Source organism: Anaerosacchariphilus hominis, assembly GCF_014290175.1.
Classification (GTDB): domain Bacteria; phylum Bacillota; class Clostridia; order Lachnospirales; family Lachnospiraceae; genus Laedolimicola; species Laedolimicola hominis.
Genome location: NZ_JACOOR010000003.1, coordinates 51,311 through 74,218, shown reverse-complemented (window position 1 = coordinate 74,218; position 22,908 = coordinate 51,311). Strand labels below are relative to the sequence as shown.

The following is a 22,908-nucleotide window of genomic DNA, read 5'->3' as shown; positions in this document are numbered from 1 at the left end:
GCCTTCCGGCCATGATGGAAAACGGAAAAAAACGAAATTATTATCGGCTGGCCCTGTGCGAAGGCAGACGGCGCAGAATGGAGCTCACAGAGGACTACCGGCTGACCGGAAGGGGAGGAGGAGCCTTTTTGTATTTGGCTCCGGTTTACGACTCCATGGATCTGCAGGGAACCTGGCACAGACTGGTGCTGGAGGGCGAGTTTGTCCACTGTAAATACGAGATTCTGGCGGCGGCCACGGACGCAGATCGTGCCGGCGAGATGGAGGAGGTCTGGGAACAGGGCGCGGCACCGGAGTCAGTCTGGCAGCAGGATGCCTCCGTCCGCCGGGTGAATACGGGCGATCTGCTGCTGCACGGCTTGACCGGACGGTATCTGTGGGTGCTGATCCGGGTCTGGGGCGCGGGAGAGGACAGCCATTTCCGGATCGAGGGCTTCCGGGTGGAATTCCCCTGGCGGAGCTTCACGGACTATCTGCCGGAGATCTACCAGGGCGAGCGGGACAGCTTTTTCGAACGCTATATGACCGGACTCCAGAGCGTGTACGAGGATCTGGAGGAACAGGCGGAGCGGATTCCAGAATATCTGGACTACGAGAGTACGCCGGATGAGAATCTTCCGGTTCTGGCCTGCTGGACCGGGGACTGGGCGGCAGGCCGGGATTATCGCACAGAGCAGCTCCGCCGGATGTTTGGCAGGCTGAACCGTCTGAACAGCGGCCGGGGAACTGCAGGAGTACTCCGGGAAATGATAAAGTTCGTCACAGGCCGGGACGCGGTGCTGGTGGAATACTTCAAGTGGCACGACTGGATGAAGCGGAATACGGAGCAGTTGGCCCTGTACGGGCGGCTGTACGGGGAACACGAGGATCGGTTCACGGTGATTCTCGATGTGACCGACGGCGGAGTGGAGATGGATCGCCAGGCCCTGGAGAAACTGGTGGCCGATTATACGCCCTTCGGCATGCAGCCGGGGCTGGTGCTCCTGACCTGGAGCAGCCACATGGACACCCACTGCTACCTGGATCGGAACAGCCGCCTGTCCATGCCCGAGCAGGCAGGCACCGATGGGTTTGCGCTGGATGGAAGCTATATGCTGGGATAGGATAGTAAAATCTGCATAGCAAAATGGGAGAAACGAAAACAGTTTCTCCCATTTTGCGTATCCTGAAAATCGTACGTCCTAAAAGGTGGTGATATAGGTGTTATAGCCCTTTTCCCGCACTTCCCGTTCCATGGCGATGGCATTGCTTAAGTGGGTGTAAGCGCCGATCTGCACCTTGTAGAGGCCGTCATGATAAATGATATAGGCCGGAAAACCGTCATTTTCCAACAGATTCAGCAGGTTATCGGCATTCTCCCGCTCCCGATAGGCTCCGGCCTGAACCCGGTAGAGCTCTTCAGCGGGCGCGGCCTCCGGCTGCGTGGTCATGGACATGGTATCGGAGCTTTCGGAAGGTGGATCGGATACGGATCCGGATGCTATGGGCGGCTCCTCCAGGGTCTCCATGATGCCGTCTGCGATAGCCTGCGCCATGGCCTGAAAACGGCTGTCAAAGAGCTGATTATCTTTATCGCTGTCGATGAAGCCGGCCTCCACCAGAAGGGCGGGCATTCGGGTACTGTTTAATACCACCAGGTTGGGACGGATATCCACACCGGCGTTCCGGAAGCCCAGGGCCTCCAAGTTAGCGTTGATATTCTCGGCCATTTCCTTTTTGATACCGGAGTCGTCGTAAATCAGGGTCTGAACCCCGTTATACTGGCCTGGATAGTCTGAGGCGTTTCGGTGTATGGAGATAAAGAGGTCGGCATCCTCCTCGTTGGCAATGGCCGCCTTCTGCCCCACGGACTGAGCAGCGTCGGTGGTGCGGGTGTAAATGACATCAAAGCCATTGTCCTCCAGAATGGCTCCCACAGCCATGGCCAGCCGCAGGGCATCGTCGCTCTCCCGGCGGCCCTGATAGACAGCACCGGGGTTGCGGCCACCGTGGCCTGGATCAATTACAATTTTTTCAACCATAGGATCTCCTGTATGCGATTCTTTCTATTATAAATATGCGTTCGGCCTCGTCCTGGGGACACAGAAAAATCATACTTTCAACACGATTGCCTCACAACCTTTACAAAGTTCAAACACAAATATCCTTTACAATAAATACCAGTTCCTGCCGCGGGCTATGCTGCGGATAAATATAAGAATGTAAAAATAGGAAAACTGAAACCTGAGGATTATGAAGGAGGAGCAAGCGTGAAATTGTGGAAGAAAAAGCTGCGGGGAATTGATGAGGATTTAGGAGATCAAAAGCCGGGAAAGGACCATAGGGCGATGGAAAAGGTAAAGAGCGCAGGCCGGGAAATCGGCGGCTTCGTGAAGAAGCACAAGGTCCTGACCGTGTTACTGGTTCTGATCCTGATCGCGGCTATCGTGGCAGGCGTGATTTGGCAGAGTAAAAGTAAAAAGCCCCAGATGCAGGCACAGCCCCTCGAAACAGCCCAGATCCAGAAAATGGATCTGGCCAACTCGGTCAGCGTCACAGGAACCCTGGCCACGGCCAACGGCAAGACGGCCAGCACCACCCTGAAGGATATGAAAGTAACAAAGGTCTATGTGGAGGTGGGTGACGAGGTGGAGGAGGGAGATATTATCTGTACCTTTGATTCCTCGGATATCGAGGACGCCCTGGCGGACGCAAAGAACAACTATTCCGTGAATCGGCAGCTGGATGCCTTGGATAATTATGAGACCCAGTATCAGGATACCGTTTCTGATGCAGAGGATTCTCTTCAGAATGCCCGAGATACCCGGGATGCCTATAAGAGTGCCTGGCAGAACGCGGCGGCCGCGGAGGAAACTGCGCTGAACCAGTTAAACGCTGTGAAGAGCCAGTACGACACCACAAGTTTGAAAAAGGCCTATGAGGAGTCAGCCAGCGCATTAAAGAACGCCATCGAGGCGGCGGACAGATCCGTGACCATTACGGATCTGGATAGCTATCTGAGCAGTCTGAACGGTTCCCTGCCGGAGAGCTGCAGCAGCATCTACAGCACTTACCAGAGCGCAAAGTCCGCTTACGAGACGGCCCAGAAGGCTATCAGCGCAGCCCAGAGCGCTTATGAGCAGGCCCAGGCGGCGACCTCCCAGGCTTACAGCGCCTACAGTCAGGCTCAGTCCGCCAAGGAGCAGGTCCAGGACCAGTATGACAGCACCGTAGAGCAGGCGGAAAAGACCTATGAGAAAGCAAAACTGCAGGACCAGCTGGTGAGTGATGACGATGCTCTGAGCAAGATCGAGGATTACGAGGATCAGCTCAGCGACTGCACCGTATACGCGTCCATGTCCGGAACTATCACGGCGCTGAATGTGGAAGAGGACAATGTATTTGAGGGCGGCACCATTTACGAGCTTCAGGATGTGCATAACTTCATTGTGGACGCCACCGTGGACGAGTATGACGTGGTGAATCTGGAAAAGGGCCAGACTGCTTATGTGAAAACAGATTCCCTGGGCGACGAGGAATTGGAGGGCCAGGTCACCTACGTGGCGCCCACCGGAACCACCGGCCAGACCATGGGCTCCAACAGCGACACCGCATCTTATGAGATTCAGATTACCCTGAACGAGCCCCAGGATAAGCTGCGGGCAGGCATGACGGCTTCAGTCAGCATCGCTCTGGAGGAGAGTAAGGGCGCTCTGGCCGTGCCCTATGACTGCGTGCAGACCGATGCAAATGGCGACAGTGTCATTTATGTGGATGACAATGGAGAAAAGAAAGAAATTAAGGTAACGACGGGAATCGAGACCGATTATTATACGGAGGTCATCAGCGGCGAGTTAAGCGAGGGCATGACCGTGTACCTGTCCACACCGTTGCAGCAGAGCAGCGACAAGAGCGGTTCTGAGAGCGACAGCAGTCAGGATGGCATTACCTTTGATTTCGGCGGAGGCGGCGGAAATATGGGCGGCGCGCCCGCAGGCGGACGTTCCGGCGGTTCCGGTGGTCCCGGCGGCGGTGGCGCTCCGGGCGGATTCTAAGGAGGCGGCCATGAAAGAGAAACAGAATACCATCATAGATTTGCGGCACATTGTAAAGCGGTTTTATGTGGGCCAGCCCAATGAACTGGAGATCCTGCATGGCATCGATTTACAGGTAAAAAAGGGAGAGTTCGTGTCCATCGTAGGCGCGTCCGGATCGGGCAAAACCACCCTGATGAACATCATCGGCGTACTGGATCGTCCCACCGAGGGCGAATACACTCTGGACAGCGTGGACGTGGCGGGGGCGAAGGATAAAGAACTGTCCGGCATCCGGAACCGGAAAATAGGCTTCGTTTTCCAGACCTATAACCTGATCAGCCGCACCACGGCACTCCGGAACGTGGAGCTTCCCATGATGTATGCGGGTGTGGGCAAAAAAGAGCGCCAGGAGCGGGCAAAATATTACCTGCAAATGGTGGGTATGAGTGAACGGATGACCCACAGGCCCGACGAACTCTCCGGCGGTCAGAAGCAGCGTGTGTCCATTGCCCGGGCCATGACCAACGACCCATCCATTATCCTGGCCGATGAGCCCACAGGGGCCCTTGATTCCGTTACCGGACGGAAAATCATGGACATTTTCCATAAGCTCCATGAGGAGCAGGGCAAAACCATCGTGCTCATCACCCATTCCAATGAACTGGCCGAAGAGACCGGACGAATCATTACTTTGAAGGACGGCTGCATCATCGGAGAGAGAAAGGGGAGTGGAGCGCTATGCTAATCGGAGAAAATATCATGCTGGCCCTGAACGGCCTCCTGGCCAATAAAATGCGGGCTATCCTGACCATGCTTGGCATCATCATCGGTATAAGTTCTGTCATCGCCATCATGAGCGTGGGCAATTCCATCAGCAGCTCCGTGACCAGCTCCATGGAGGACATGGGTGTCAATAACATCACCCTGGGCGTGTCTCAGAAGAGTACCAGCGAGACCGCCACGGCGGACGGCCGGGTCTTCATGGGTTTTTCCCGGGGCAGCACCATGGACGACGGGGACTATATCACAGACGAAATGCTGGACGCTATGAAAGAGGAGTTTGTCGATTCCGTCAGCGAGGTTCTTCTGAGTGAGTCCGCAGGCAGCGGCACCGCCGAGGATGGAAGTCTGACCGCAAATGTGACCCTGACCGGCGTGAACGCTGCTTATTTGGAAAATGAGGATCTGACGCTGATTTCCGGCCGTACCCTGACCGAAACCGATCAGGCCAACGCCAAACGGGTGGTGCTGGTATCCGATAAACTGGCTGACAGTTTATTTGACGGCAATTATGACGTGGCGGTGGGAAGTGAGGTGCAGGTTTATGTGAGCAACCGCTACTACAGCTACGCCATCGTGGGCGTCTACGAATACGAGGACAGCAGTTTCACGACGGAATCTGACAACGACGTCTACACGTCCTTATATATGCCTTTGGAGACGGCCCGGAATCAGAACCATTCCACGGTGGGTTATTCCCAGTTGACCATCGTGACGGCCTCCGGCGTGGATTCCGCCAGCCTCTGTACAGAACTGGAAAACTGGTTTAATAACAGCTATTACCGGAATAACGACAGCTTTGAAATCAGCGCCAGCAGTATGGAGAGCATGGTATCCTCCATGACAGATATGTTGTCTACGGTGTCTATCGCCATTTCCGTCATTGCGGGAATCTCTCTGCTGGTGGGCGGCATCGGCGTCATGAACATCATGCTGGTATCTATCACCGAGCGTACCCGGGAAATCGGTACGCGAAAGGCTCTGGGAGCTACAAATGGATCCATCCGGCTTCAGTTCATCACTGAATCCATCGTCATCTGCCTGTTGGGCGGCTTTATCGGCATCGTGCTGGGCCTTATCCTGGCCGCGGTGGCCACCAACGCCCTGGGGTACGCGGCGAAGCTCTCCGTGGGCGGCATCGTATTTTCCGTGACCTTCTCGATCCTCATCGGCGTCTTCTTCGGCTATTATCCGGCCAATAAGGCGGCGAAGATGAATCCCATCGAGGCGCTGCGGTATGAGTAAAAAGAAAAAGAGCTTGCCATAATTGTTATAAATTGGTAAAATAACAGTGTCGAAGGGTGATGCACAGGACAGAAAAAGTGTGAATCCGGTCGGCACTGTTTGTTTTTTACGATATGCAGCGCAGGCTCTGCTGACGCTGTTCACGAAAGAGAAAGGTCTGGATTTCGATCCGAAATCAACATTCCCAAAGTACGCCCAAGGACGAAGTATGCAAAAATGTATCTGAAAACGGCTATTTTATGCCCTTGCAGGAAGGAGAAGTAAAACGTATAATGAAAAGGAGAGAATAGCAATGAGTAACCGAACGACTTGTCGTTCATGTTTAGCGTTGTCATGAATCTGTACGAGCATCAGAGTACCTGGAATGAAAATATGCCGCTCCGGGGATTTTTCTATTTCTCGGAGTTGTATCAGCAGTATCTGAACGGGAAGAATATAAAGCTGACAAATGAAAAAAAGCGCGTGATGGTTCCATTTCCCAAGTACGTGGTATTTTACAATGGTACGTCGGATATGCCGGATCGGGTGGAAATGAAACTGTCAGATTGCTTTTTGAGGCCGGACCGGGAGGAAGGAGAGCCCTGTCTGGAATGCAAAGCGACAGCTGGTCTCTGGACGAGGCAACGGAGATTAGCATCAGGCGGTGTATTGAGAAGGGAATACTGTCGGATATCCTGACGAAGTATGGAATGGAGGTGTACAGGATGATACTGACAGAGTATAACGAAAAAGAAGAACGGGAGTACCTGAGGCGGGAGAGTATCGCGGAAGGTATCGCAGAAGGGCTGGAAAAAGGTATTGCGGAAGGCATGGAAAAAGGTATTGCGGAAGGCATAGAGAAGGGGATAAAAAAAGGAATAGAAAAAGGAATACCAAAAGGTATGAGTTTGAAAACGTTAGCGCAGATTCAGAAGAAATATGCAAAAGGAAAGTCTCTCAGTCAGATGGCGGAAGAATTGGAGGAAGAGGAAGAAAGCCTGCGGCCGCTGTATGAGCTGGTAGTGAAATATCCGGATAAAACAGCAGAAGAATTAACAGAATTGCTTACACAATAACTGCAATTCGGTGTACTTCCCGGAGAATGGGGAAAAAACAAAGGAGGATATTGTATGAACGGATTCCAGTATTACACACCCACGAAGGTAGTTTTCGGAAAAGATACAGAGCATCAGGCCGGAGCGCTGGTGCGGGAGTTCGGTGGAACAAAAGTACTGGTTCATTACGGAAAGGGCAGTGTGAAAAGAAGCGGTCTGCTTGACCGGGTATTTCAATCTCTCGATGATGCAGAGATTCCCTGGGTGGAGCTGGGTGGCGCCGTACCGAATCCCCATCTGTCCCTGGTCCATGAGGGGATCGACCTTTGCAGAAGAGAAGGCGTAGATTTCATTCTGGCGGTGGGTGGTGGCAGCGCCATCGATTCGGCGAAGGCCATCGGCTATGGCGTCAGATACGATGGCGAGGTCTGGGATTTCTATGAGAAAACTGCGGTGGCAAAGGAATCCGTGCCGGTGGGGGTTATTCTGACTCTTGCGGCTACAGGAAGTGAGATGAGCAATTCCTCTGTCATCACCAACGAAGAGGGTTGGCTGAAGCGGGGTTACAGCAGTGATCTGGGCAGGCCCAAATTCGCGATTATGAATCCGGAGCTGACCTATACCTTGCCGGAATATCAGACCATGAGCGGCTGTGTAGATATTATGATGCACACTATGGAGCGGTATTTTTCCCATGAAATGAATACAGAGCTGACGGATCATCTGGCGGAGGGGCTCTTAAAAACGGTAATTCACCAGGCTAAAATCCTGCAGAAAGATCCGCAGAACTATGAAGCCCGTTCAGAGGTCTTCTGGGCCGGAAGCCTGTCCCATAACGGGCTGACCGGCTGCGGCAGAGCGGGAGACTGGGCCTGCCATCAGCTGGAGCATGAGCTGGGCGGCATGTTCGACGTGACTCACGGCGCAGGACTGGCGGCGGTCTGGGGCAGTTGGGCCCGCTATGTATACCGGGATGATGTGTCCCGCTTTGCGAAGTTTGCGGTAAATGTCATGGATATCCCATATGATTACGCAGATTCGGAAAAGACGGCCCTGGAAGGAATCGAGGCTTTGGAGTGCTTCTTCCGTTCCATTCATATGCCCACCAGTATTTCAGAGTTGGGCGTGGAGCTGACGGAAGAGCAGATTCAGGAGTTGGCCTATAAATGCAGCCACATGGATAAGCGTACCATCGGCGGCATAAAAAAGCTTGACCGGACGGACATGGAACATATCTACCGGATGGCCAGATAGGCGGACGAAAGAGGGCAAATTCTCTATATAAAATACTTTCATTAGGAATCCTTTGAAAAATAAGAATAAACAGAAGCAGGTGGAATTTTGGATACACAGGTAAGAAAATTAAATTATGATCAGATTGACGCAGAAGTGATGAAAGAGGCGGGCGATATCATCCGGGCCGGCGGCCTGGTGGCATTCCCCACAGAGACCGTGTACGGTCTGGGCGGCGACGCCCTGAATCCGGAGTCTTCAAAGAAGATTTACGCGGCCAAGGGGCGTCCCTCGGATAACCCGTTGATTGTCCACATTGAGGAACGGGCAGACCTTTATAAAATCGCAGCAAGGGTGCCGGAAAAGGCGGAAAAGATGATGGACGCTTTCTGGCCGGGGCCCCTGACCCTGATTTTCCAGAAAACGGATTTGGTTCCGAACGAGACTACGGGAGGGCTGGATACGGTAGCGGTACGGATGCCCAGCGACGGGATCGCAGCGGCTTTTATCCGGACGGCAGGCGGCTTTATCGCAGCGCCCAGCGCCAATGTATCAGGCCGTCCCAGCACCACTACGGCGGCCCATGTGGTGGAAGATCTGTCCGGGCGCATCGAAATGATTCTGGATGGCGGACAGGCAGTCATTGGTCTGGAGTCTACCATTGTGGATATGAGCGTGGAGCCTCCGGTGATACTGCGACCGGGCGCCATCACGAAGGATATGATGGAGGCAGTCATCGGTCCGGTGGAGATCGACAAAGCCATCATTGCCCCAAATTCCGGAATCAAGCCCAAGGCGCCGGGCATGAAATACCGGCATTACGCGCCCAGGGCGGATCTGACTATCGTGGAGGGAGCAAGTGACAGAGTCGTCGAAGCCATGAACCGGATGGCGGAAGAAGCGGAAGCCAGTGGCAAAAAGGTGGGCATCATCGCCACAGACGAGACCGTTTCCCGTTATCCCCACGGTATCGTTATGAGCCTGGGAGCCCGCAGCAATGAAGAGGAGATTGCCATGCACCTTTTCGAAGTGCTTCGTAAATTTGACGACACCGACGTAGACTGTATTTTCTCGGAATCCTTCGAGGATGCGGCCATCGGCGCAGCCATTATGAACCGGCTGTTGAAGGCAGCGGGACATAAAGTAGTGAGAGTCTAGTATAGATAAATGGCCAGCCCGGAAGACACCCCGGGGTGTGGGAACGTTAGAAAACGCAGGTATCTCCCCGCACCCGGGAGGCTTCCGGGCTAGCCGAGCGGTTGCTTATAACGCTGCTTATACGATCGGGAAAAGACAAATATTCTGTGGACCGAGCGGATAGGGCGGATGGGAAAAACTGATAAGTACAAGAAAAAGGTCTTCAGATTTCTCTGAAGACCTTTTCATAGATGCAGGAGATGGGACTTGAACCCACACAGCCTTGCGACTACAGGCACCTGAAGCCTGCGCGTCTGCCATTCCGCCACTCCTGCGAACAAATAGTATCTTATCAGAAAGTGTTTCTATTGTCAACACTTTTTCGAAAATTTTTTTAAATAAAAAAATAAAAAAAGTTTGGAAAAAGTGTTGACTTTTGTAAAAAGCGGTGGTATTATAATCAAGCGCGTTGAGGAAACGAGCAAACAACCAAATGCGGAAGTGTCGGAATTGGCAGACGAGCAAGACTAAGGATCTTGTGATCAATGCGATCGTGTGGGTTCAAGTCCCATCTTCCGCAGTAAGCAGGAGTGGCGGAATGGCAGACGCGCAGGCTTCAGGTGCCTGTAGTCGCAAGGCTGTGTGGGTTCAAGTCCCATCTCCTGCATGGAATACTCTGTAGACATTCAGTTTACAGAGTATTTTTTATTTCCGTTTTGAATCTGACACACGAACTCATACTCAGATCCCTCGTTCTTATAGAAATACAAGGACTTTCCTATATCAAGCAGAGAAAAAGAAGAAACAGGCAGGAGAAAATAATTAAAAATTGTAGTTGACAGAAAGTTCAAAGCATGATACTATACACTTGTAAAAACGATTCGACAAAACAAAAAGAATCGATAAAGAAATGAGTACAACACATGCAGACAAACGCGACGATTAAAGATGTGGCGGAGCGTGCCGGGGTAGCCGTTTCGACCGTATCCAGAGTCATTAATAATCTGGATCGGGTCAGCCCGGAGACACGAGAAAAGGTAAACCGAGCCATTAGTGAACTGGGATATATCCGAAATGAGATGGCCGCATCCATTAAGACAGGCACTACCAGATTTATTCTGACTGTAGTCCCTGACATCATCAATGAATTCTATACAGCAGTCATTCGAGGCGTGGAGGCGAGAGCCCGGGAGAATGGATATTTTACTCTGGTTTACGCGATTAATGAAGTTCACAGCGCGGCAGAACTGCGGGAGTTCGGTGATAAGCTCAGCAGTCTGGTGGACGGCGTGGTATGGGTTCCGTCCATGAAGAAAAAGGAACTGGACTGGCTGGCAAAAAAACCGTTCGTCCAAGTGGATCGCATGATACCGGGCAGCAAAGGCTATTCAGTCGTTGTGGATAATTACGGTGGTGCCTGCATGGCCATGGAGGAACTGGTGGAACAGGGACACCGGAAGATTGCATATATTTCCGGCAAGGGCGAGTTCAATGTGGACGTGGAGCGATTCAGAGGTTATCAGGATGTACTTAGGCAGCATGGCATACAGATCCGGGAGGAGTATATCTGCCAGGAAAATTGGTATCAGGAGACAGGATATACCTGTACGGAACAACTCTTAAAGCTAAAAGATCCGCCCACCGCCATCTTTTCCGGGAACAACCAGATCTGCATCGGCAGCGCGGAATATATGATAGAGCAGGGACTTATCATAGGAAAGGATATCTCGCTGGTGGAATTCGATGATTCCCTGGTAGCGAAGTATCTGGGACCGGGAATCACCAGTGTGGAGCATCCCACCTATGAGATGGGATATATGGCGGCAAAGATGCTGATTCGGCTTCTGGACGGCGAAGTGTTGGAGAAAAAAAATATTCAGATGGATGTAAGGCTGATAAAGAGAAACTCAGTGGCCAGAGTATCATAAACACTCTGGTCTTATAAAAAGCAGAGTGTCAAAACGTTACGATATGCGTAGAGTGGAAGCACTCTTTTACTTAACGAGTTGTCGAAACGTTATGATGCAGAATCTGATCGCGAAAAGCGATTCAAAATAAAAAGAAAAGGAGAATCCATATGGCAAGAATTGAATTCAGAAATCATCCTTATACAGAGGGTGGAATCAAAAACGAACCGATTTTGATCACCAGAGAGAAACTCGGGTATTTTACATATCCGGATTTCGACATCCCCCACAGCGATTTAAACACCCTGCTGGTAAGCACACCGAACTTATTTGCGGCTTACTTTGAACTGGCCCCGGGCTGTCAGTACGGTCCGCCTGATTATCATCCAAATGATGAGATTTATATTGTACTGGAAGGTGAGCTGACCCAGGTGAGCCCCTTCAGTGGTCAGGCAGTTACTGTAAAGGCAGGCGAAGCACTGATTATGCCGAAGGGCTGTGTACACTGCGGATTCAACTTCGGACAGACCAAGGCGAAGATGTTTTCCTGCTCTCCAGGTATCGTAGACGATCAGCTGTTCCCCACAGACATGGACGGAAAATGGAATATGTACAAGAGAGGAACACGGGAGGAATTCCCGGAGCCCCGTCCTTTCTACCGGAATACAAAGCTGGGTACTGTTTATGACATCGGAAAATGGCCCTGTGATTTCGAGGAAATGCGGAAGGAGACCCAGTATCTCTATAAGGTAAGCGAGGAAGATAAGCTTCGCGTAGTACGCGGACTGGATTTCCCGATTCTTATGAAGATCAGTGTATCCAATGACGCTATCCAGGTCGGAGAGTACATCATTCCGGCAGGAGGTATCCAGACAAGAATTTCAGAGCCGGATTCCCATAAGGGAGAAGAGTGCATCTTTGTAGTTTCCGGAGAGATGGGCGTATTCATGACAGAGTCCCGGGAGACCTTCAAGGTCATGGAGGGAGAAGCTATTTACATTCCGGCGGGAATGGAATATTCTCTGATGAATTACGGACATGAGCAGGTTCATGCTACCTTTGTAATAACACCTTCCTTTTAAATCTATATAGCAGATATCTGCTCCGTACCTGGTGACGGGGCAGATATTCTCCAAAAGGCTGACACGGAAGTGAACGCAAAGCAGGAAAGGAGAACGGGATGCAACCTGTAATTCTACGTATGGAAGGGATAGAGAAATACTTTCCCGGAGTTCATGCACTGGATCATGCACAGTTGGAAGTAAGAGAAGGAGAAGTGCTGGCACTTGTAGGAGAGAACGGCGCAGGAAAATCCACTCTGATGAAAATACTGACCGGTGTGTATACAAAAGATGAGGGTTCCATCGAGCTTTTCGGGGAACCGATCGATATTCAAAGTCCTCATGACGCGCAGAAGAGAGGAATCAGTATCGTACATCAGGAACTGAATCTGATGCCAGATCTGACTGTGGCGGAAAATATCTATATAGGAAGAGAGAATGTCAGGGGATTTTTCCTGAATCAGAGGGAACAGAACCAGGCGGCAGAAGAATTACTGCAGTCACTCCATCTGAATATTCAGCCCAGAACGGTGGTGAAATATCTGACAGTGGCAAAGCAGCAGATGGTGGAAATCGCGAAAGCGCTTTCATTTCCCAATACAAAGATTCTGGTACTGGATGAGCCTACAGCTGCGCTGACGGACGGTGAGATAGAAGAACTGTTTACCTTCATCCGACGGCTGAAGGCAAATGGGGTGAGTGTGATTTACATATCCCATCGAATGGATGAGTTGAAGCAGATCACAGACCGCATTACCGTAATGCGGGACGGACAGTTTGTAAAAAGCGTAAATACGGAAGAGGTAACCATAGATGAAGTCGTTCAGCTGATGGTGGGACGGGTGATCTATGAGGAGCCGAAGATGCAGTCAAATGTGGATCCGGGGGCGGAAGTAGTACTGGAGGCAGAGCATCTGAATTCTGCCGATGTAAAGGACGTATCCTTCCAGCTGCGAAAGGGAGAAATTCTGGGGTTTGCGGGACTGATGGGAGCAGGACGTACGGAAACGGCGCGCCTGATCTGCGGAGCGGACAAGCGGGAAAGTGGTGTCATACGTATTCGGGGAAAAGAAGTCCGGATCAACTGTCCCCGGGACAGCGTACGCGCGGGAATCGGATATCTTTCCGAGGATCGGAAACGATACGGTCTGTGTCTGGGACTGAGCGTGGAAGACAATATGGTGCTGCCCTCGTTGGAACGTCTGAGTACCTCCCTGTTTGTGAACGACCGGAAGCTGACAGAGGTTTCTAAAGAGTATGCGGCTAAGGTCCGAACTAAGACTGCATCAGTGAAAACAGCAGTCAGAAATCTGTCGGGAGGAAATCAGCAGAAGGTAGTCGTATCAAAATGGCTGTTAAGAAACTGCGATATTCTTATTTTTGATGAGCCTACAAGGGGAATCGATGTGGGTGGTAAAAATGAAATATATAAGCTGATGAATGAGCTTGCCGACGAAGGAAAATCCATCATTATGATTTCATCCGAACTGCCGGAGCTTCTTCGGATGTCGGATCGCATTATTGTCATGTGCGAGGGACGGATTACCGGCGAACTGGATATAGCGGAAGCAAATCAGGAGGAAGTGATGCGATATGCGACAAAGCGGAGGTGACGGAATGAAAAAACTGTCCGGTGATAAAATTGACATGAATAAACTGCTGGCTCCGGCCGCATTGATTATTCTATATATTTTCTTTTCTGCCTTTGGAAACAACTTTTTCTCGGCAGATACCTTTAAAAATATTCTGGAGGCATCCTATTATATCGGATTTATGGCTTTTGGAGTAACCTTTATCATTATAACAGGTGGAATTGACCTATCCTTGGGAACGGTGATGATGTGTTCGGCTCTGTTGGGAGCCTACACATTTAAACAGGGATGTCCCCTGATTCTTTCGGTGCTTCTGACTATACTGGTGGGCGTCTTTTTTGGCCTGCTAAACGGTCTTTTGATAGCGAAACTGAAACTTCCGCCCTTTATCGCCACACTTGGTACGCAGATGGTATCTCAGGGAATGGGCTCCATTATCACGAAGGTACAGTCCCAGACCTGGCCGACCGCTACAGATCTGACCGGCGGATGGTTTAAGCGGACCTTTATCCGCGCAAATCTTTTTGGAATCAACGGATTTCCAGTGGGAGCCTTGTGGTTGCTGGGAGCCTTTGTAATTGCCACTCTGATTTTACACAAAACAAAGTTCGGCCGTTACACCTACGCCATGGGTTCAAATGAAGAAGCCACCAGACTGTCAGGGATCAATGTGGACAACTGGAAAATGGGAATTTATATTCTGTCCGGCCTGTTTATTGGAATGGCAGGACTCATGTATGCGGCGGCATATACCACGATTACCCCGGGAACTGGAAATGGACAGGAAATGAACGGTATCACCGGCGTGGTGATTGGGGGAACATCCATGTCCGGAGGCTCGGGAACCATGGTTGGTACGCTGATTGGCGTCTTTATCATGTCTGTGCTGAAGACTGGACTGTCCTCCTGTGGACTGCAGGCACCCTGGCAGACATTTTTTACCGGCGTGGTAGTAATTCTGGCGGTGCTTATGGATATTCAAAGAACAAAAGCAGCTAATAGGGCGAAAAAGTAAAAAACAAACCTGACGCTTAGAAGCGTTAAAATAAAAAAGAAAACGGAGGAAATCACATGAAAATGAAAAAACGAATTGCATTGTTACTGGCACTTACCATGGTGGCAGGAATGACAGGTTGTGGAGCGGCTTCCACAGAGACCACGACCACAGACAGCAGCGGAACAGAGGAAGCCGCGGAGGCTTCAGGGGAAACGATGTACATCCCTCTACTGGCAAAGGGCTTTCAGCATCAATATTGGCAGACCGTATATGCGGGAGCAAAGGATGCGGCAGAAAAATATGGCGTAGAGCTGTATTTTGATGGACCGCCTTCTGAGACAGATATCGACGCGCAGGTTAATATGTTCAAGCAGGAGTTGGCAAAGAACCCAGTGGCTATGGGACTGGCAGCGCTGTCACCGGAATCCCTGTATGAGGTACTGGATGAATGTGCGGAAAAGAATATTCCGGTAGTCTGCTTTGACGCGGGAGTTCCGGATGATCCCTCCGGCGCGGTAGTGGCCACAGCTTCCACAGACAATGAAGCAGCGGCTTCCATCGCGGCTGAGAAGTTTGGAGAGTGCGAGAAGCTGGTGGAAAAGATGAAGAATGCGACTCCGGAGAATCCAGTGGTGATTGGTGTGATTCCTCAGGACGCTGTATCTGCTACACAGATCGGACGTGGAAAGGGTTTCGTGGATAAGATGAAAGAGATTGCCAGTCAGTATGGAACCGTAACGGTAACAGGTCATGAAGTATGGAAGGACGAGGCGGATAACGCGTCGATTATCATTGATGTGGAAGTACCGGCTACCACAGAGGCAGTGTCCGTTCAGACCGTAGCGAACTCACTGCTGTCCACAAAAGGCCTGGCGGCCGTGTTCCTTTGTAATGAGGGTGCGGTAACCGGCTTCCTGGCAGCAGTATCCGATGGAGAGGATCTGGCAGAAGGCGGCAAGTATGCAGAGCTGGTTGTGGCGGGCTTTGATGCTGGAGCAGCACAGAAAAACGCAGTCCGTCAGGGCTGGTTCCTGGGTTCCGTGTCTCAGAATCCCTACATGATCGGTTATGACGCGGTGGAAATGTGCGTAAAGGCAGCGAAGGGTGAGACAGTAAGTGATATCGATACCGGTGCAGTATGGTATGATGCCTCCAATATGGACGATCCGGAGATTGCCCAGTTGGTATACGACTAAAAATGGGAGGATATCTTGTAATCAAAAACCTCCTGTAGTATGATACAAGCAGTGTGAAAAGATTCGGGGCTGCCGCGGATAAACGCGGCAGCCTGTTTCCCGTTTACAAGGAGGACAGAAGATGCTGTATTTTGAAAATGACTATTGCGAAGGAGCCCATCCGGCCGTCTTAAACCGGCTGATGGAGACGAACATGGAGAAGCTGCCGGGATACGGAACAGATCCCTATACGGAGTCGGCGAAGGAGAAGATTCGCAGGGCCTGCGGCTGCCCGGAGGCGGATGTATTTCTGCTGACCGGCGGAACTCAGACCAATGCGGTGGTGATCGCGTCCATGCTGAAGCGGTATGAGGGCGTAGTGGCGGCGGCTACGGGCCATGTGAGCGTCCATGAGGCTGGAGCCATCGAATTCACCGGCCATAAGGTACTGGAGGTACCCGGAAAAGAGGGAAAGATGGAGGCGGAGACTCTGCGGTCCTATCTGGAAGCCTTTTATGGAGATGGGAACCACGAGCATATGGTGTTCCCTGGCATGGCCTATATTTCCCAGCTCACAGAATATGGCACCCTGTATACAAAAGCAGAGATGGAAGCTATCAGCAAGGTGTGCAGCGAGTACGAACTGCCCCTCTATGTGGATGGAGCACGGATGGGCTACGGCCTGGCCTGTCGGGAAAATGAGGTAACCCTGGCGGATCTGGCCCGGCTCACTACGGTCTTTTATATCGGTGGAACCAAGGTGGGAGCCCTCTGCGGCGAAGCAGTGGTATTCCCGAAGAAGGCGCCGAAGCACTTTATGACCATGGTGAAGCAGCAGGGGGCGCTGCTGGCCAAGGGAAGAGTGCTGGGCGTTCAGTTCGATACCCTGTTTACCGATGAGCTGTATCTGAAAATCAGCCGGAATGCCATCGAGACGGCAGACCGGCTGAGGGAGATTCTGCGGAGTAAGGGCTATCCGTTTTTCCTGGAGACGCCCACGAACCAGATTTTCGTGATTCTGGAAAATGAGCAGAAAAAGAAGCTGGAACAGAGCGTGGTATTCAGCTTCTGGGAGAAGTACGACGAAACCCATACGGTAGTCCGCTTTGCCACCAGCTGGGGCACCCGGATGGAGGATGTGGAGCATCTGGCGGACGTTTTGTGATTGCAGAAGCAGGGCGCAGGAGTTATAATAAAGGACAGAAAACTGTGTTACACAGGAGAAGGAAAGGCACAAGGAGGAAGCAAGGGGTATGGAACAGTTTTTGATAGCACATGATTTGGGAACTTCGGGGAATAAGGCCACGCTTTTCACCACCACGGGAAAGCTGGTTCGCAGCTATACGGCGTCCTATGACGTACATTTCTTCCACGGAAATTACGCGGAGCAGGATCCGGAAAACTGGTGGGATGCGGTATGTGAGGCTACGAAAGCGGTTCTGGATGGGGAAGATCCGAAGCAGGTAGTAGGCATGTCCTTCAGTGCTCAGATGCAGGGTTGCCTGGTGGTAGACAAGCATGGCAATCCGCTGCGGGATTCCATGATCTGGGCGGACCAGAGAGCAGTAAAGGAAGCAGAGCAGCTAGAAAAGACCATTGGCACGGACCGGATTTATCAGATCACAGGCCACCGGGTCAGCGCAAGCTACAGCATCGAGAAGCTGATGTGGTTGAAGAAGAATGAGCCGGAGACCTATGAAAAGACATATAAGATGCTTCAGGCCAAGGATTATATCATTCAGAGAGCCACGGGAAATTTTGTGACGGACTATTCCGACGCGTCCGGTACACAGGCTCTGGATCTTCGGAAGCTTCAGTGGTCCGACGAGATTCTGGAAGCGGCTGGAATCGATAAGGAGAAGCTGCCGGAACTGAAAAAGTCCACGGATGTGGCCGGATATATCCAGGATCGGGTAGCCGGAGAGATCGGACTTCCTGCAGGAACCCCGGTGGTCTGCGGCGGCGGCGACGGCCCCGTTTCCGCAGTGGGCGCGGCCTGCATCGGCGACGGAGAGTTCTATCTGACCTTCGGCACGTCCGCATGGATCGGAGGAACCACCACGGAGCCCTTTATTGATAAGGATAAGACAGTATTCTGTTTTGCCCATGTAATTCCCGGGAAATACATGCCCTGCGGCACCATGCAGGCGGCGGGCAGCTCCTATGCCTACATTCGCCGGGCTCTCTGCGATGGCATGTCCTACGATGAGATGAACCAGCTCATCGAAAAGTCCCCGGCAGGAGCGCAGAATCTGCTGTTCCTTCCTTATATGCTGGGTGAGCGAAGCCCCAGATGGAATCCGGATACCAGCGCAGCCTTCTTAGGGATCAAGCCGGAGCATGAGAAGAAGGATTATGTCCGGGCCGTCATCGAGGGTATCGCCATGAACATGGAACTGATTCTTCAGGCATACCGGAAGCAGGCGAAGATCGAGAATATGAACCTGACCGGCGGCGGAGCCAAGGGCCAGATAGTAGCCCAGATCCTGTCTGACGTGCTGAACGTGAAGTTCCGGATGCCCGACTGCGTGGAGTCCGCCACAGCCATCGGCGCAGCAGTAGTGGCAGGTGTGGGAGTAGGTGTCTTTGAAAGCTTCGACGAAGTGAAACGCTTCCTGAAGTTCGAAAAAGAAGTGGAGCCCAACCAGGCCAACCAGGCAGAGTACGGCAAACTGAAGCCCATCTTCGATCAGGCATATCATTGCCTGGAGCCGCTTTATAAAGAAATGGCGAAATTGTAACGTATTTTAGCAGAGACGTCCGAATAACAGAAAATACCACAGTTGATAGGCTGTTATTTTCTGTTGCTCGGGCGTCTTTTTGTATAAAAAATTACGAGATTTATAATCAAAGGCAGGAAAGAGACGGACATTTCCGGGGATATCCGCCTCTTTCCTACCGTCCGCATTTTATATAACAAGAAAAATCCCCAGTTGAATTTCTTCACAAAATGTGTTATTCTACTAAACATGTATATTACGTGTGATATTAACGCGTCGATACTTTAAGAGTGTAAAGCGAAAAAGCGAGGAAAACATGAGTCAGTCAGAGCCGATATTAGAAATCAAAGATTTGTGCGTGGAATTCCAGACGGTGGAGGGCACGGTACACGCCGTCGATCATCTGAATTACACCTTACATAAAGGCGAGAAGCTGGGTATCGTAGGCGAGAGCGGAAGCGGCAAGAGCGTATCCTCTCTTGGCATGATGCAGCTAATCCCGAATCCGCCCGGACGGATTACCGGAGGCGAGATCCTCTATCATGGAAAAGATCTGGTGAAGGCGTCCGAGAAAGAGATGCAGAAGATCCGTGGCAATGAGATCTCCATGATCTTCCAGGAGCCAATGACTTCGTTAAATCCGATTATCAAATGCGGCAAGCAGATCGCCGAGTCCCTGCGGCTTCACCGTGGCATGAAGAAAAAAGAAGCCATGGAAGAAGCAGTGCAGATGATGCACGCGGTGGGTATCGCAAACCCAGAGGTCCGGGCCCATGAGTATCCCCATCAGATGTCCGGCGGTATGCGCCAGCGTGTTATGATTGCCATGGCCCTGGCCTGTCAGCCCCAGATTCTGATTGCCGATGAGCCCACGACGGCACTGGATGTAACCATTCAGGCTCAGATTCTCGACCTGATCCGGGAACTGAACGAGAGCATGGGAACCTCGGTCGTCTTCATTACCCATGATTTGGGTGTGGTGAGCGAGCTGTGCGATACAGTGATCGTCATGTACACCGGCCATATCGTGGAGCAGGCGCCGGTGAAGGAGCTCTTTGAGAACCCGAAGCATCCTTATACCAGGGGACTTCTGAATGCCATCCCGAGGATTACCAAGGAGCGGAATCCGCTGGAGACCATCGAGGGTATGGTGCCGAACCCCAACGAGCGCATCGAGGGCTGCAGCTTTTCCCCCAGATGTCCCTATGCCACCGACCAGTGCCGGAAGGCTGAACCGCCCATGACGGAGCTTCCGGACGGACGGCTGGTGCGCTGCTGGCAGTACGCGAAAGAGAATGAGGAGGCCTAAATCAGGATGGAAAATCAGAACAAAGTATTGATGGAAGCCGATCATGTAAAAGTATATTTCAAAGGAAAAGATAAAAAATCGGGCACTGTCAAGGCCGTGGACGATGTGAGCTTTCAGATCATGCGGGGGGAGACCTTTGGCGTGGTGGGCGAGAGCGGCTGCGGCAAGAGTACCCTGGGACGGTCTCTGGTGCGGCTTTTGAAGCCCACGGGTGGTCATATTTACCTGGATGGCACGGATATCGCGGGATTGAAGGGAAAAGAACTTAAAAATATGCGGAAAAAGGCCCAGATCATTTTTCAGGATCCGTCGGCCTGCCTGAATCCCAGAAGAACCGTGAAGCAGATTCTCATGGAGCCCTTCGAGATTCACGGTCTCAAGGGGCAGATGGATGTGGACGCCCGCATCGAGGAGCTGATGCGTCTGGTCGGCCTGGATACCTATCACCTGAGCCGTTATCCCCATGAGCTTTCCGGAGGCCAGAAGCAGCGAATCGGTATCGCGAGAGCCCTGGCTTTGGAGCCGGATATCATCATCTGCGACGAGGCAGTATCTGCACTGGACGTGTCTGTGCAGGCTCAGGTGTTGAATCTGCTGCAGGAGTTAAAGGAAAAGTTAGGACTGACATACTTCTTTATTTCCCATAACCTGAATGTGGTCTATCAGGTCAGCGACCGGGTAGGCGTCATGTATCTGGGAAAAATGGTGGAGATCGCGAATTACGATCAGTTATATGAGAAGCGTTATCATCCTTACACGGAGGCCTTGCTGTCAGCTATTCCCCAGGTGGGAGAGGGTGGCGTTAAGCGCATCCATTTGGAGGGAGAGGTTCCAAGCCCCTCCAATCCGCCGACAGGCTGCCGGTTCCATACCCGGTGTCCAAAGGTCTGCGACCGGTGTAAGACAGAGATTCCCGAGCTTCGGGAGGTGGAGACAGGACACTATGTAGCCTGTCATCTGTATGATGGTTCGGAGAAAAAATAATGGAGACAACGCCCGGCAGGGCGTCTCAATAGAGTTTAAAAGGAGGAAATATTATGAAGAAGAAGTTTTTAGCTCTTGCACTGAGCCTGACCATGGTGCTCGGCCTGGCAGCCTGCGGCGGCGGAAGCGACAACGCGTCTTCTGACGGAAGCAGCGCGGCGGCAGGAGATTCCGGTTCCAGTACCGTAGTCGTAGCCATGGGTTCCGGTTTCTCTACCCTGGATCCGGGATATGTCTATGAGAAATATCCGCCCATGATTGTAAACGCGTGCTACGAGACTCTGTTCAAATTCTACAGCAACGACGGCGCTCCCGAGCCCTGTCTGGCTGACACCTACGAGTTCTCAGAGGACGGCCTGACCCTGACTGTGACCCTGAAGGACGGCATTACCTTCGCAAGCGGCAACCCCATGACCTCTGCAGATGTGGCCTTCAGCATCAACCGCTGCAAGAACCTGCAGGGCAACCCGGCCTTCATCGCGGATACCATCGACAGCATCGAGACTCCCGATGAGAAGACCATCGTTTTCCATCTGAATCAGCAGGACAGCGCCATCCTTTCCAAGCTGACCTACAGCTCCCTGGCTGTACTGGACAGTGCCGTTGTAAAGGAGAATGGCGGAACCGACGCTGAGGACGCGGCCACCACCGATACCGCACAGTCCTACCTGGATACCGCCAGCGCAGGCTCCGGTATGTATGTGATGACCAGCTATACCCCGGACGAGGAAGTAGTTTTGGAGAAGAACCCGAACTACTGGGGTGAGGCAACCAACGTAGATAAATATATCATCAAGATCCAGCCGGATTCCAACACCCAGATGATGACTCTGTCCAGCGGTGACATCGACGTGGCCATGAACATGACCGACGACACCATGGAAGAGCTGCAGGGCGCTGATGGTATCGAGATCATCAATGGCGCTACCAAGACCGTAGGCTTTGTGATGATGAACATGAATGAGACCTACAGCGGTCCCATGGCAAATCCGAAGGTACAGCAGGCAGTCCGTAAGGCTCTGGACTACACCGGAATCCAGACCATCTGCGGAGAGGGTACTCTGACGCCCTATGACATCATCCAGGTGGGCTTCATGGGAAGCAAGGGTGAGAGAACAGCCGATTACACCAACTTGGAAGAAGCAAAGACGCTGCTGGCTGAGGCTGGTTACGCAGAGGGCTTCGATGTAGATCTGACTGTATGCGATCTGGATATGGAGGGTGTACTCCTGTCTGACCTGGCTCAGAAGGTAAAGGACGATCTGGCACAGATCGGTATCAACGTAAATATCGTAGCGCAGCCCTGGGCAGCAGGCTATGGTGACGCTTACCGTGACGGAACCCTGGGCTTCACTGTGATGTACTGGGGAACCGATTACAATGACCCGAACGTACAGCTGGAGTTCCTGCCGGGCGGAGTGGTAGGACTTCGTGCAGGCTGGACGGCTGATATGAATCAGGAGCTGGCAGACATGTATCAGGAGACCATGGCAGCCACCGACAACGACGCACGTATCGCGGTTCTGGAGAAGATTCAGGATGCCATGTACGAGGACGGTCCGTTCGTTATGATCGCACAGGCACCGGCACATATCGCTTACAACACCAGACTGAGTGGCGTAGGCATCTCTGATCCCTATGCCCTTGACCTGACACTGATTAACATTCAGTAGTGTTTAGAAACATAAGACGGAATTTGCGGACGGAGGGGATTTCTC

Annotated in this window: 19 protein-coding genes and 3 tRNA genes; 20 read left to right on the top strand and 2 right to left on the bottom strand. The window is 52.0% G+C overall.

What is annotated here, in order from left to right:
- The first annotated feature begins 11 nt into the window (after nt 1-11).
- Nucleotides 12-1,103: a hypothetical protein gene (locus tag H8S44_RS05265; RefSeq protein WP_186871591.1), complete on the top strand. Its 1,092-nt coding sequence runs from the start codon at nt 12-14 to the stop codon at nt 1,101-1,103.
- Between the two features lie 78 nt (nt 1,104-1,181).
- Here the strand turns inward: H8S44_RS05265 and H8S44_RS05260 are convergent, their stop codons facing one another.
- The gene (locus tag H8S44_RS05260; RefSeq protein WP_186871590.1) at nt 1,182-2,021 is read right to left on the bottom strand and encodes an N-acetylmuramoyl-L-alanine amidase; all 840 of its coding nucleotides are present in this window, start codon (nt 2,019-2,021) and stop codon (nt 1,182-1,184) included.
- A gap of 228 nt (nt 2,022-2,249) precedes the next feature.
- Between H8S44_RS05260 and H8S44_RS05255 the strand changes: the two genes are divergently transcribed.
- From H8S44_RS05255 to H8S44_RS05225, 7 genes are all read left to right on the top strand, one after another.
- Nucleotides 2,250-4,034: an efflux RND transporter periplasmic adaptor subunit gene (locus H8S44_RS05255; RefSeq protein ID WP_186871589.1), complete on the top strand. Its 1,785-nt coding sequence runs from the start codon at nt 2,250-2,252 to the stop codon at nt 4,032-4,034.
- A gap of 10 nt (nt 4,035-4,044) precedes the next feature.
- Nucleotides 4,045-4,761 carry an ABC transporter ATP-binding protein gene (locus H8S44_RS05250; protein ID WP_207724087.1) on the top strand — a complete coding sequence of 239 codons (717 nt, stop codon included), beginning with the start codon at nt 4,045-4,047 and terminating at the stop codon, nt 4,759-4,761.
- The gene (locus H8S44_RS05245; RefSeq protein ID WP_186871588.1) at nt 4,755-6,041 is read left to right on the top strand and encodes an ABC transporter permease; all 1,287 of its coding nucleotides are present in this window, start codon (nt 4,755-4,757) and stop codon (nt 6,039-6,041) included. The genes H8S44_RS05250 and H8S44_RS05245 overlap by 7 nt, the downstream gene beginning before the upstream one ends.
- A gap of 309 nt (nt 6,042-6,350) precedes the next feature.
- Complete coding sequence (locus tag H8S44_RS05240) at nt 6,351-6,719, top strand: RpnC/YadD family protein (RefSeq protein ID WP_186871587.1); 369 nt, start codon at nt 6,351-6,353, stop codon at nt 6,717-6,719.
- A gap of 131 nt (nt 6,720-6,850) precedes the next feature.
- Nucleotides 6,851-7,096 (top strand): hypothetical protein, encoded by a 246-nt coding sequence (locus H8S44_RS05235; RefSeq protein WP_186871586.1) that lies wholly within the window; start codon nt 6,851-6,853, stop codon nt 7,094-7,096.
- Between the two features lie 54 nt (nt 7,097-7,150).
- Nucleotides 7,151-8,329, top strand: a complete 1,179-nt coding sequence (locus H8S44_RS05230; protein WP_186871585.1) for an iron-containing alcohol dehydrogenase — start codon at nt 7,151-7,153, stop codon at nt 8,327-8,329.
- An 87-nt stretch (nt 8,330-8,416) separates the two neighbouring features.
- Nucleotides 8,417-9,466, top strand: a complete 1,050-nt coding sequence (locus H8S44_RS05225) for an L-threonylcarbamoyladenylate synthase (protein ID WP_186871584.1) — start codon at nt 8,417-8,419, stop codon at nt 9,464-9,466.
- A gap of 231 nt (nt 9,467-9,697) precedes the next feature.
- Here H8S44_RS05225 and H8S44_RS05220 read toward each other — a convergent pair.
- Nucleotides 9,698-9,780: transfer RNA gene (locus tag H8S44_RS05220), tRNA-Leu, on the bottom strand.
- 160 nt (nt 9,781-9,940) lie between these two features.
- On the opposite strand from H8S44_RS05220, the gene H8S44_RS05215 reads away from it, so the two are divergent.
- From H8S44_RS05215 to H8S44_RS05160, 12 genes are all read left to right on the top strand, one after another.
- A tRNA-Leu gene (locus H8S44_RS05215) sits at nt 9,941-10,025 on the top strand.
- 4 nt (nt 10,026-10,029) lie between these two features.
- Nucleotides 10,030-10,112, top strand: a tRNA-Leu gene (locus H8S44_RS05210).
- A gap of 256 nt (nt 10,113-10,368) precedes the next feature.
- Complete coding sequence (locus H8S44_RS05205) at nt 10,369-11,373, top strand: LacI family DNA-binding transcriptional regulator (protein WP_186871583.1); 1,005 nt, start codon at nt 10,369-10,371, stop codon at nt 11,371-11,373.
- Between the two features lie 149 nt (nt 11,374-11,522).
- Nucleotides 11,523-12,434, top strand: coding sequence for a cupin domain-containing protein (locus H8S44_RS05200; protein WP_186871582.1), 912 nt, complete (start codon nt 11,523-11,525; stop codon nt 12,432-12,434).
- 98 nt (nt 12,435-12,532) lie between these two features.
- Complete coding sequence (locus tag H8S44_RS05195; RefSeq protein ID WP_186871581.1) at nt 12,533-14,026, top strand: sugar ABC transporter ATP-binding protein; 1,494 nt, start codon at nt 12,533-12,535, stop codon at nt 14,024-14,026.
- Nucleotides 14,007-15,020 carry an ABC transporter permease gene (locus tag H8S44_RS05190; protein WP_243167483.1) on the top strand — a complete coding sequence of 338 codons (1,014 nt, stop codon included), beginning with the start codon at nt 14,007-14,009 and terminating at the stop codon, nt 15,018-15,020. Before H8S44_RS05195 ends, H8S44_RS05190 begins: the two co-directional genes overlap by 20 nt.
- A gap of 56 nt (nt 15,021-15,076) precedes the next feature.
- Nucleotides 15,077-16,198, top strand: coding sequence for a substrate-binding domain-containing protein (locus H8S44_RS05185; RefSeq protein WP_186871579.1), 1,122 nt, complete (start codon nt 15,077-15,079; stop codon nt 16,196-16,198).
- Between the two features lie 121 nt (nt 16,199-16,319).
- Nucleotides 16,320-17,342 carry a threonine aldolase family protein gene (locus H8S44_RS05180; RefSeq protein ID WP_186871578.1) on the top strand — a complete coding sequence of 341 codons (1,023 nt, stop codon included), beginning with the start codon at nt 16,320-16,322 and terminating at the stop codon, nt 17,340-17,342.
- Nucleotides 17,343-17,430: 88 nt separating this feature from the next.
- A complete protein-coding gene (xylB, locus tag H8S44_RS05175) occupies nt 17,431-18,918 on the top strand; it encodes a xylulokinase (RefSeq protein WP_186871577.1) in 1,488 nt (495 codons plus the stop codon).
- A gap of 295 nt (nt 18,919-19,213) precedes the next feature.
- On the top strand, nt 19,214-20,206 hold the full coding sequence (locus H8S44_RS05170) for an ABC transporter ATP-binding protein (protein ID WP_186871576.1): 993 nt from the start codon (nt 19,214-19,216) through the stop codon (nt 20,204-20,206).
- 6 nt (nt 20,207-20,212) lie between these two features.
- Entirely contained in the window at nt 20,213-21,190 is a 978-nt protein-coding gene (locus tag H8S44_RS05165; protein WP_186871575.1) for an ABC transporter ATP-binding protein, read from the top strand.
- A 53-nt stretch (nt 21,191-21,243) separates the two neighbouring features.
- Entirely contained in the window at nt 21,244-22,863 is a 1,620-nt protein-coding gene (locus H8S44_RS05160) for an ABC transporter substrate-binding protein (RefSeq protein ID WP_186871574.1), read from the top strand.
- Nucleotides 22,864-22,908: the final 45 nt, after the last annotated feature.

Coding starts and splice junctions, on each gene's coding strand:
- H8S44_RS05265 (WP_186871591.1), top strand. CDS start 12: ATGATGGAAAACGGAAAAAAACGAAATTATTATCGGCTGGCCCTGTGC.
- H8S44_RS05260 (WP_186871590.1), bottom strand. CDS start 2,021: ATGGTTGAAAAAATTGTAATTGATCCAGGCCACGGTGGCCGCAACCCC.
- H8S44_RS05250 (WP_207724087.1), top strand. CDS start 4,045: ATGAAAGAGAAACAGAATACCATCATAGATTTGCGGCACATTGTAAAG.
- H8S44_RS05245 (WP_186871588.1), top strand. CDS start 4,755: ATGCTAATCGGAGAAAATATCATGCTGGCCCTGAACGGCCTCCTGGCC.
- H8S44_RS05235 (WP_186871586.1), top strand. CDS start 6,851: ATGGAAAAAGGTATTGCGGAAGGCATAGAGAAGGGGATAAAAAAAGGA.
- H8S44_RS05230 (WP_186871585.1), top strand. CDS start 7,151: ATGAACGGATTCCAGTATTACACACCCACGAAGGTAGTTTTCGGAAAA.
- H8S44_RS05205 (WP_186871583.1), top strand. CDS start 10,369: ATGCAGACAAACGCGACGATTAAAGATGTGGCGGAGCGTGCCGGGGTA.
- H8S44_RS05200 (WP_186871582.1), top strand. CDS start 11,523: ATGGCAAGAATTGAATTCAGAAATCATCCTTATACAGAGGGTGGAATC.
- H8S44_RS05195 (WP_186871581.1), top strand. CDS start 12,533: ATGCAACCTGTAATTCTACGTATGGAAGGGATAGAGAAATACTTTCCC.
- H8S44_RS05190 (WP_243167483.1), top strand. CDS start 14,007: ATGCGACAAAGCGGAGGTGACGGAATGAAAAAACTGTCCGGTGATAAA.
- H8S44_RS05185 (WP_186871579.1), top strand. CDS start 15,077: ATGAAAATGAAAAAACGAATTGCATTGTTACTGGCACTTACCATGGTG.
- H8S44_RS05180 (WP_186871578.1), top strand. CDS start 16,320: ATGCTGTATTTTGAAAATGACTATTGCGAAGGAGCCCATCCGGCCGTC.
- xylB (WP_186871577.1), top strand. CDS start 17,431: ATGGAACAGTTTTTGATAGCACATGATTTGGGAACTTCGGGGAATAAG.
- H8S44_RS05170 (WP_186871576.1), top strand. CDS start 19,214: ATGAGTCAGTCAGAGCCGATATTAGAAATCAAAGATTTGTGCGTGGAA.
- H8S44_RS05165 (WP_186871575.1), top strand. CDS start 20,213: ATGGAAAATCAGAACAAAGTATTGATGGAAGCCGATCATGTAAAAGTA.
- H8S44_RS05160 (WP_186871574.1), top strand. CDS start 21,244: ATGAAGAAGAAGTTTTTAGCTCTTGCACTGAGCCTGACCATGGTGCTC.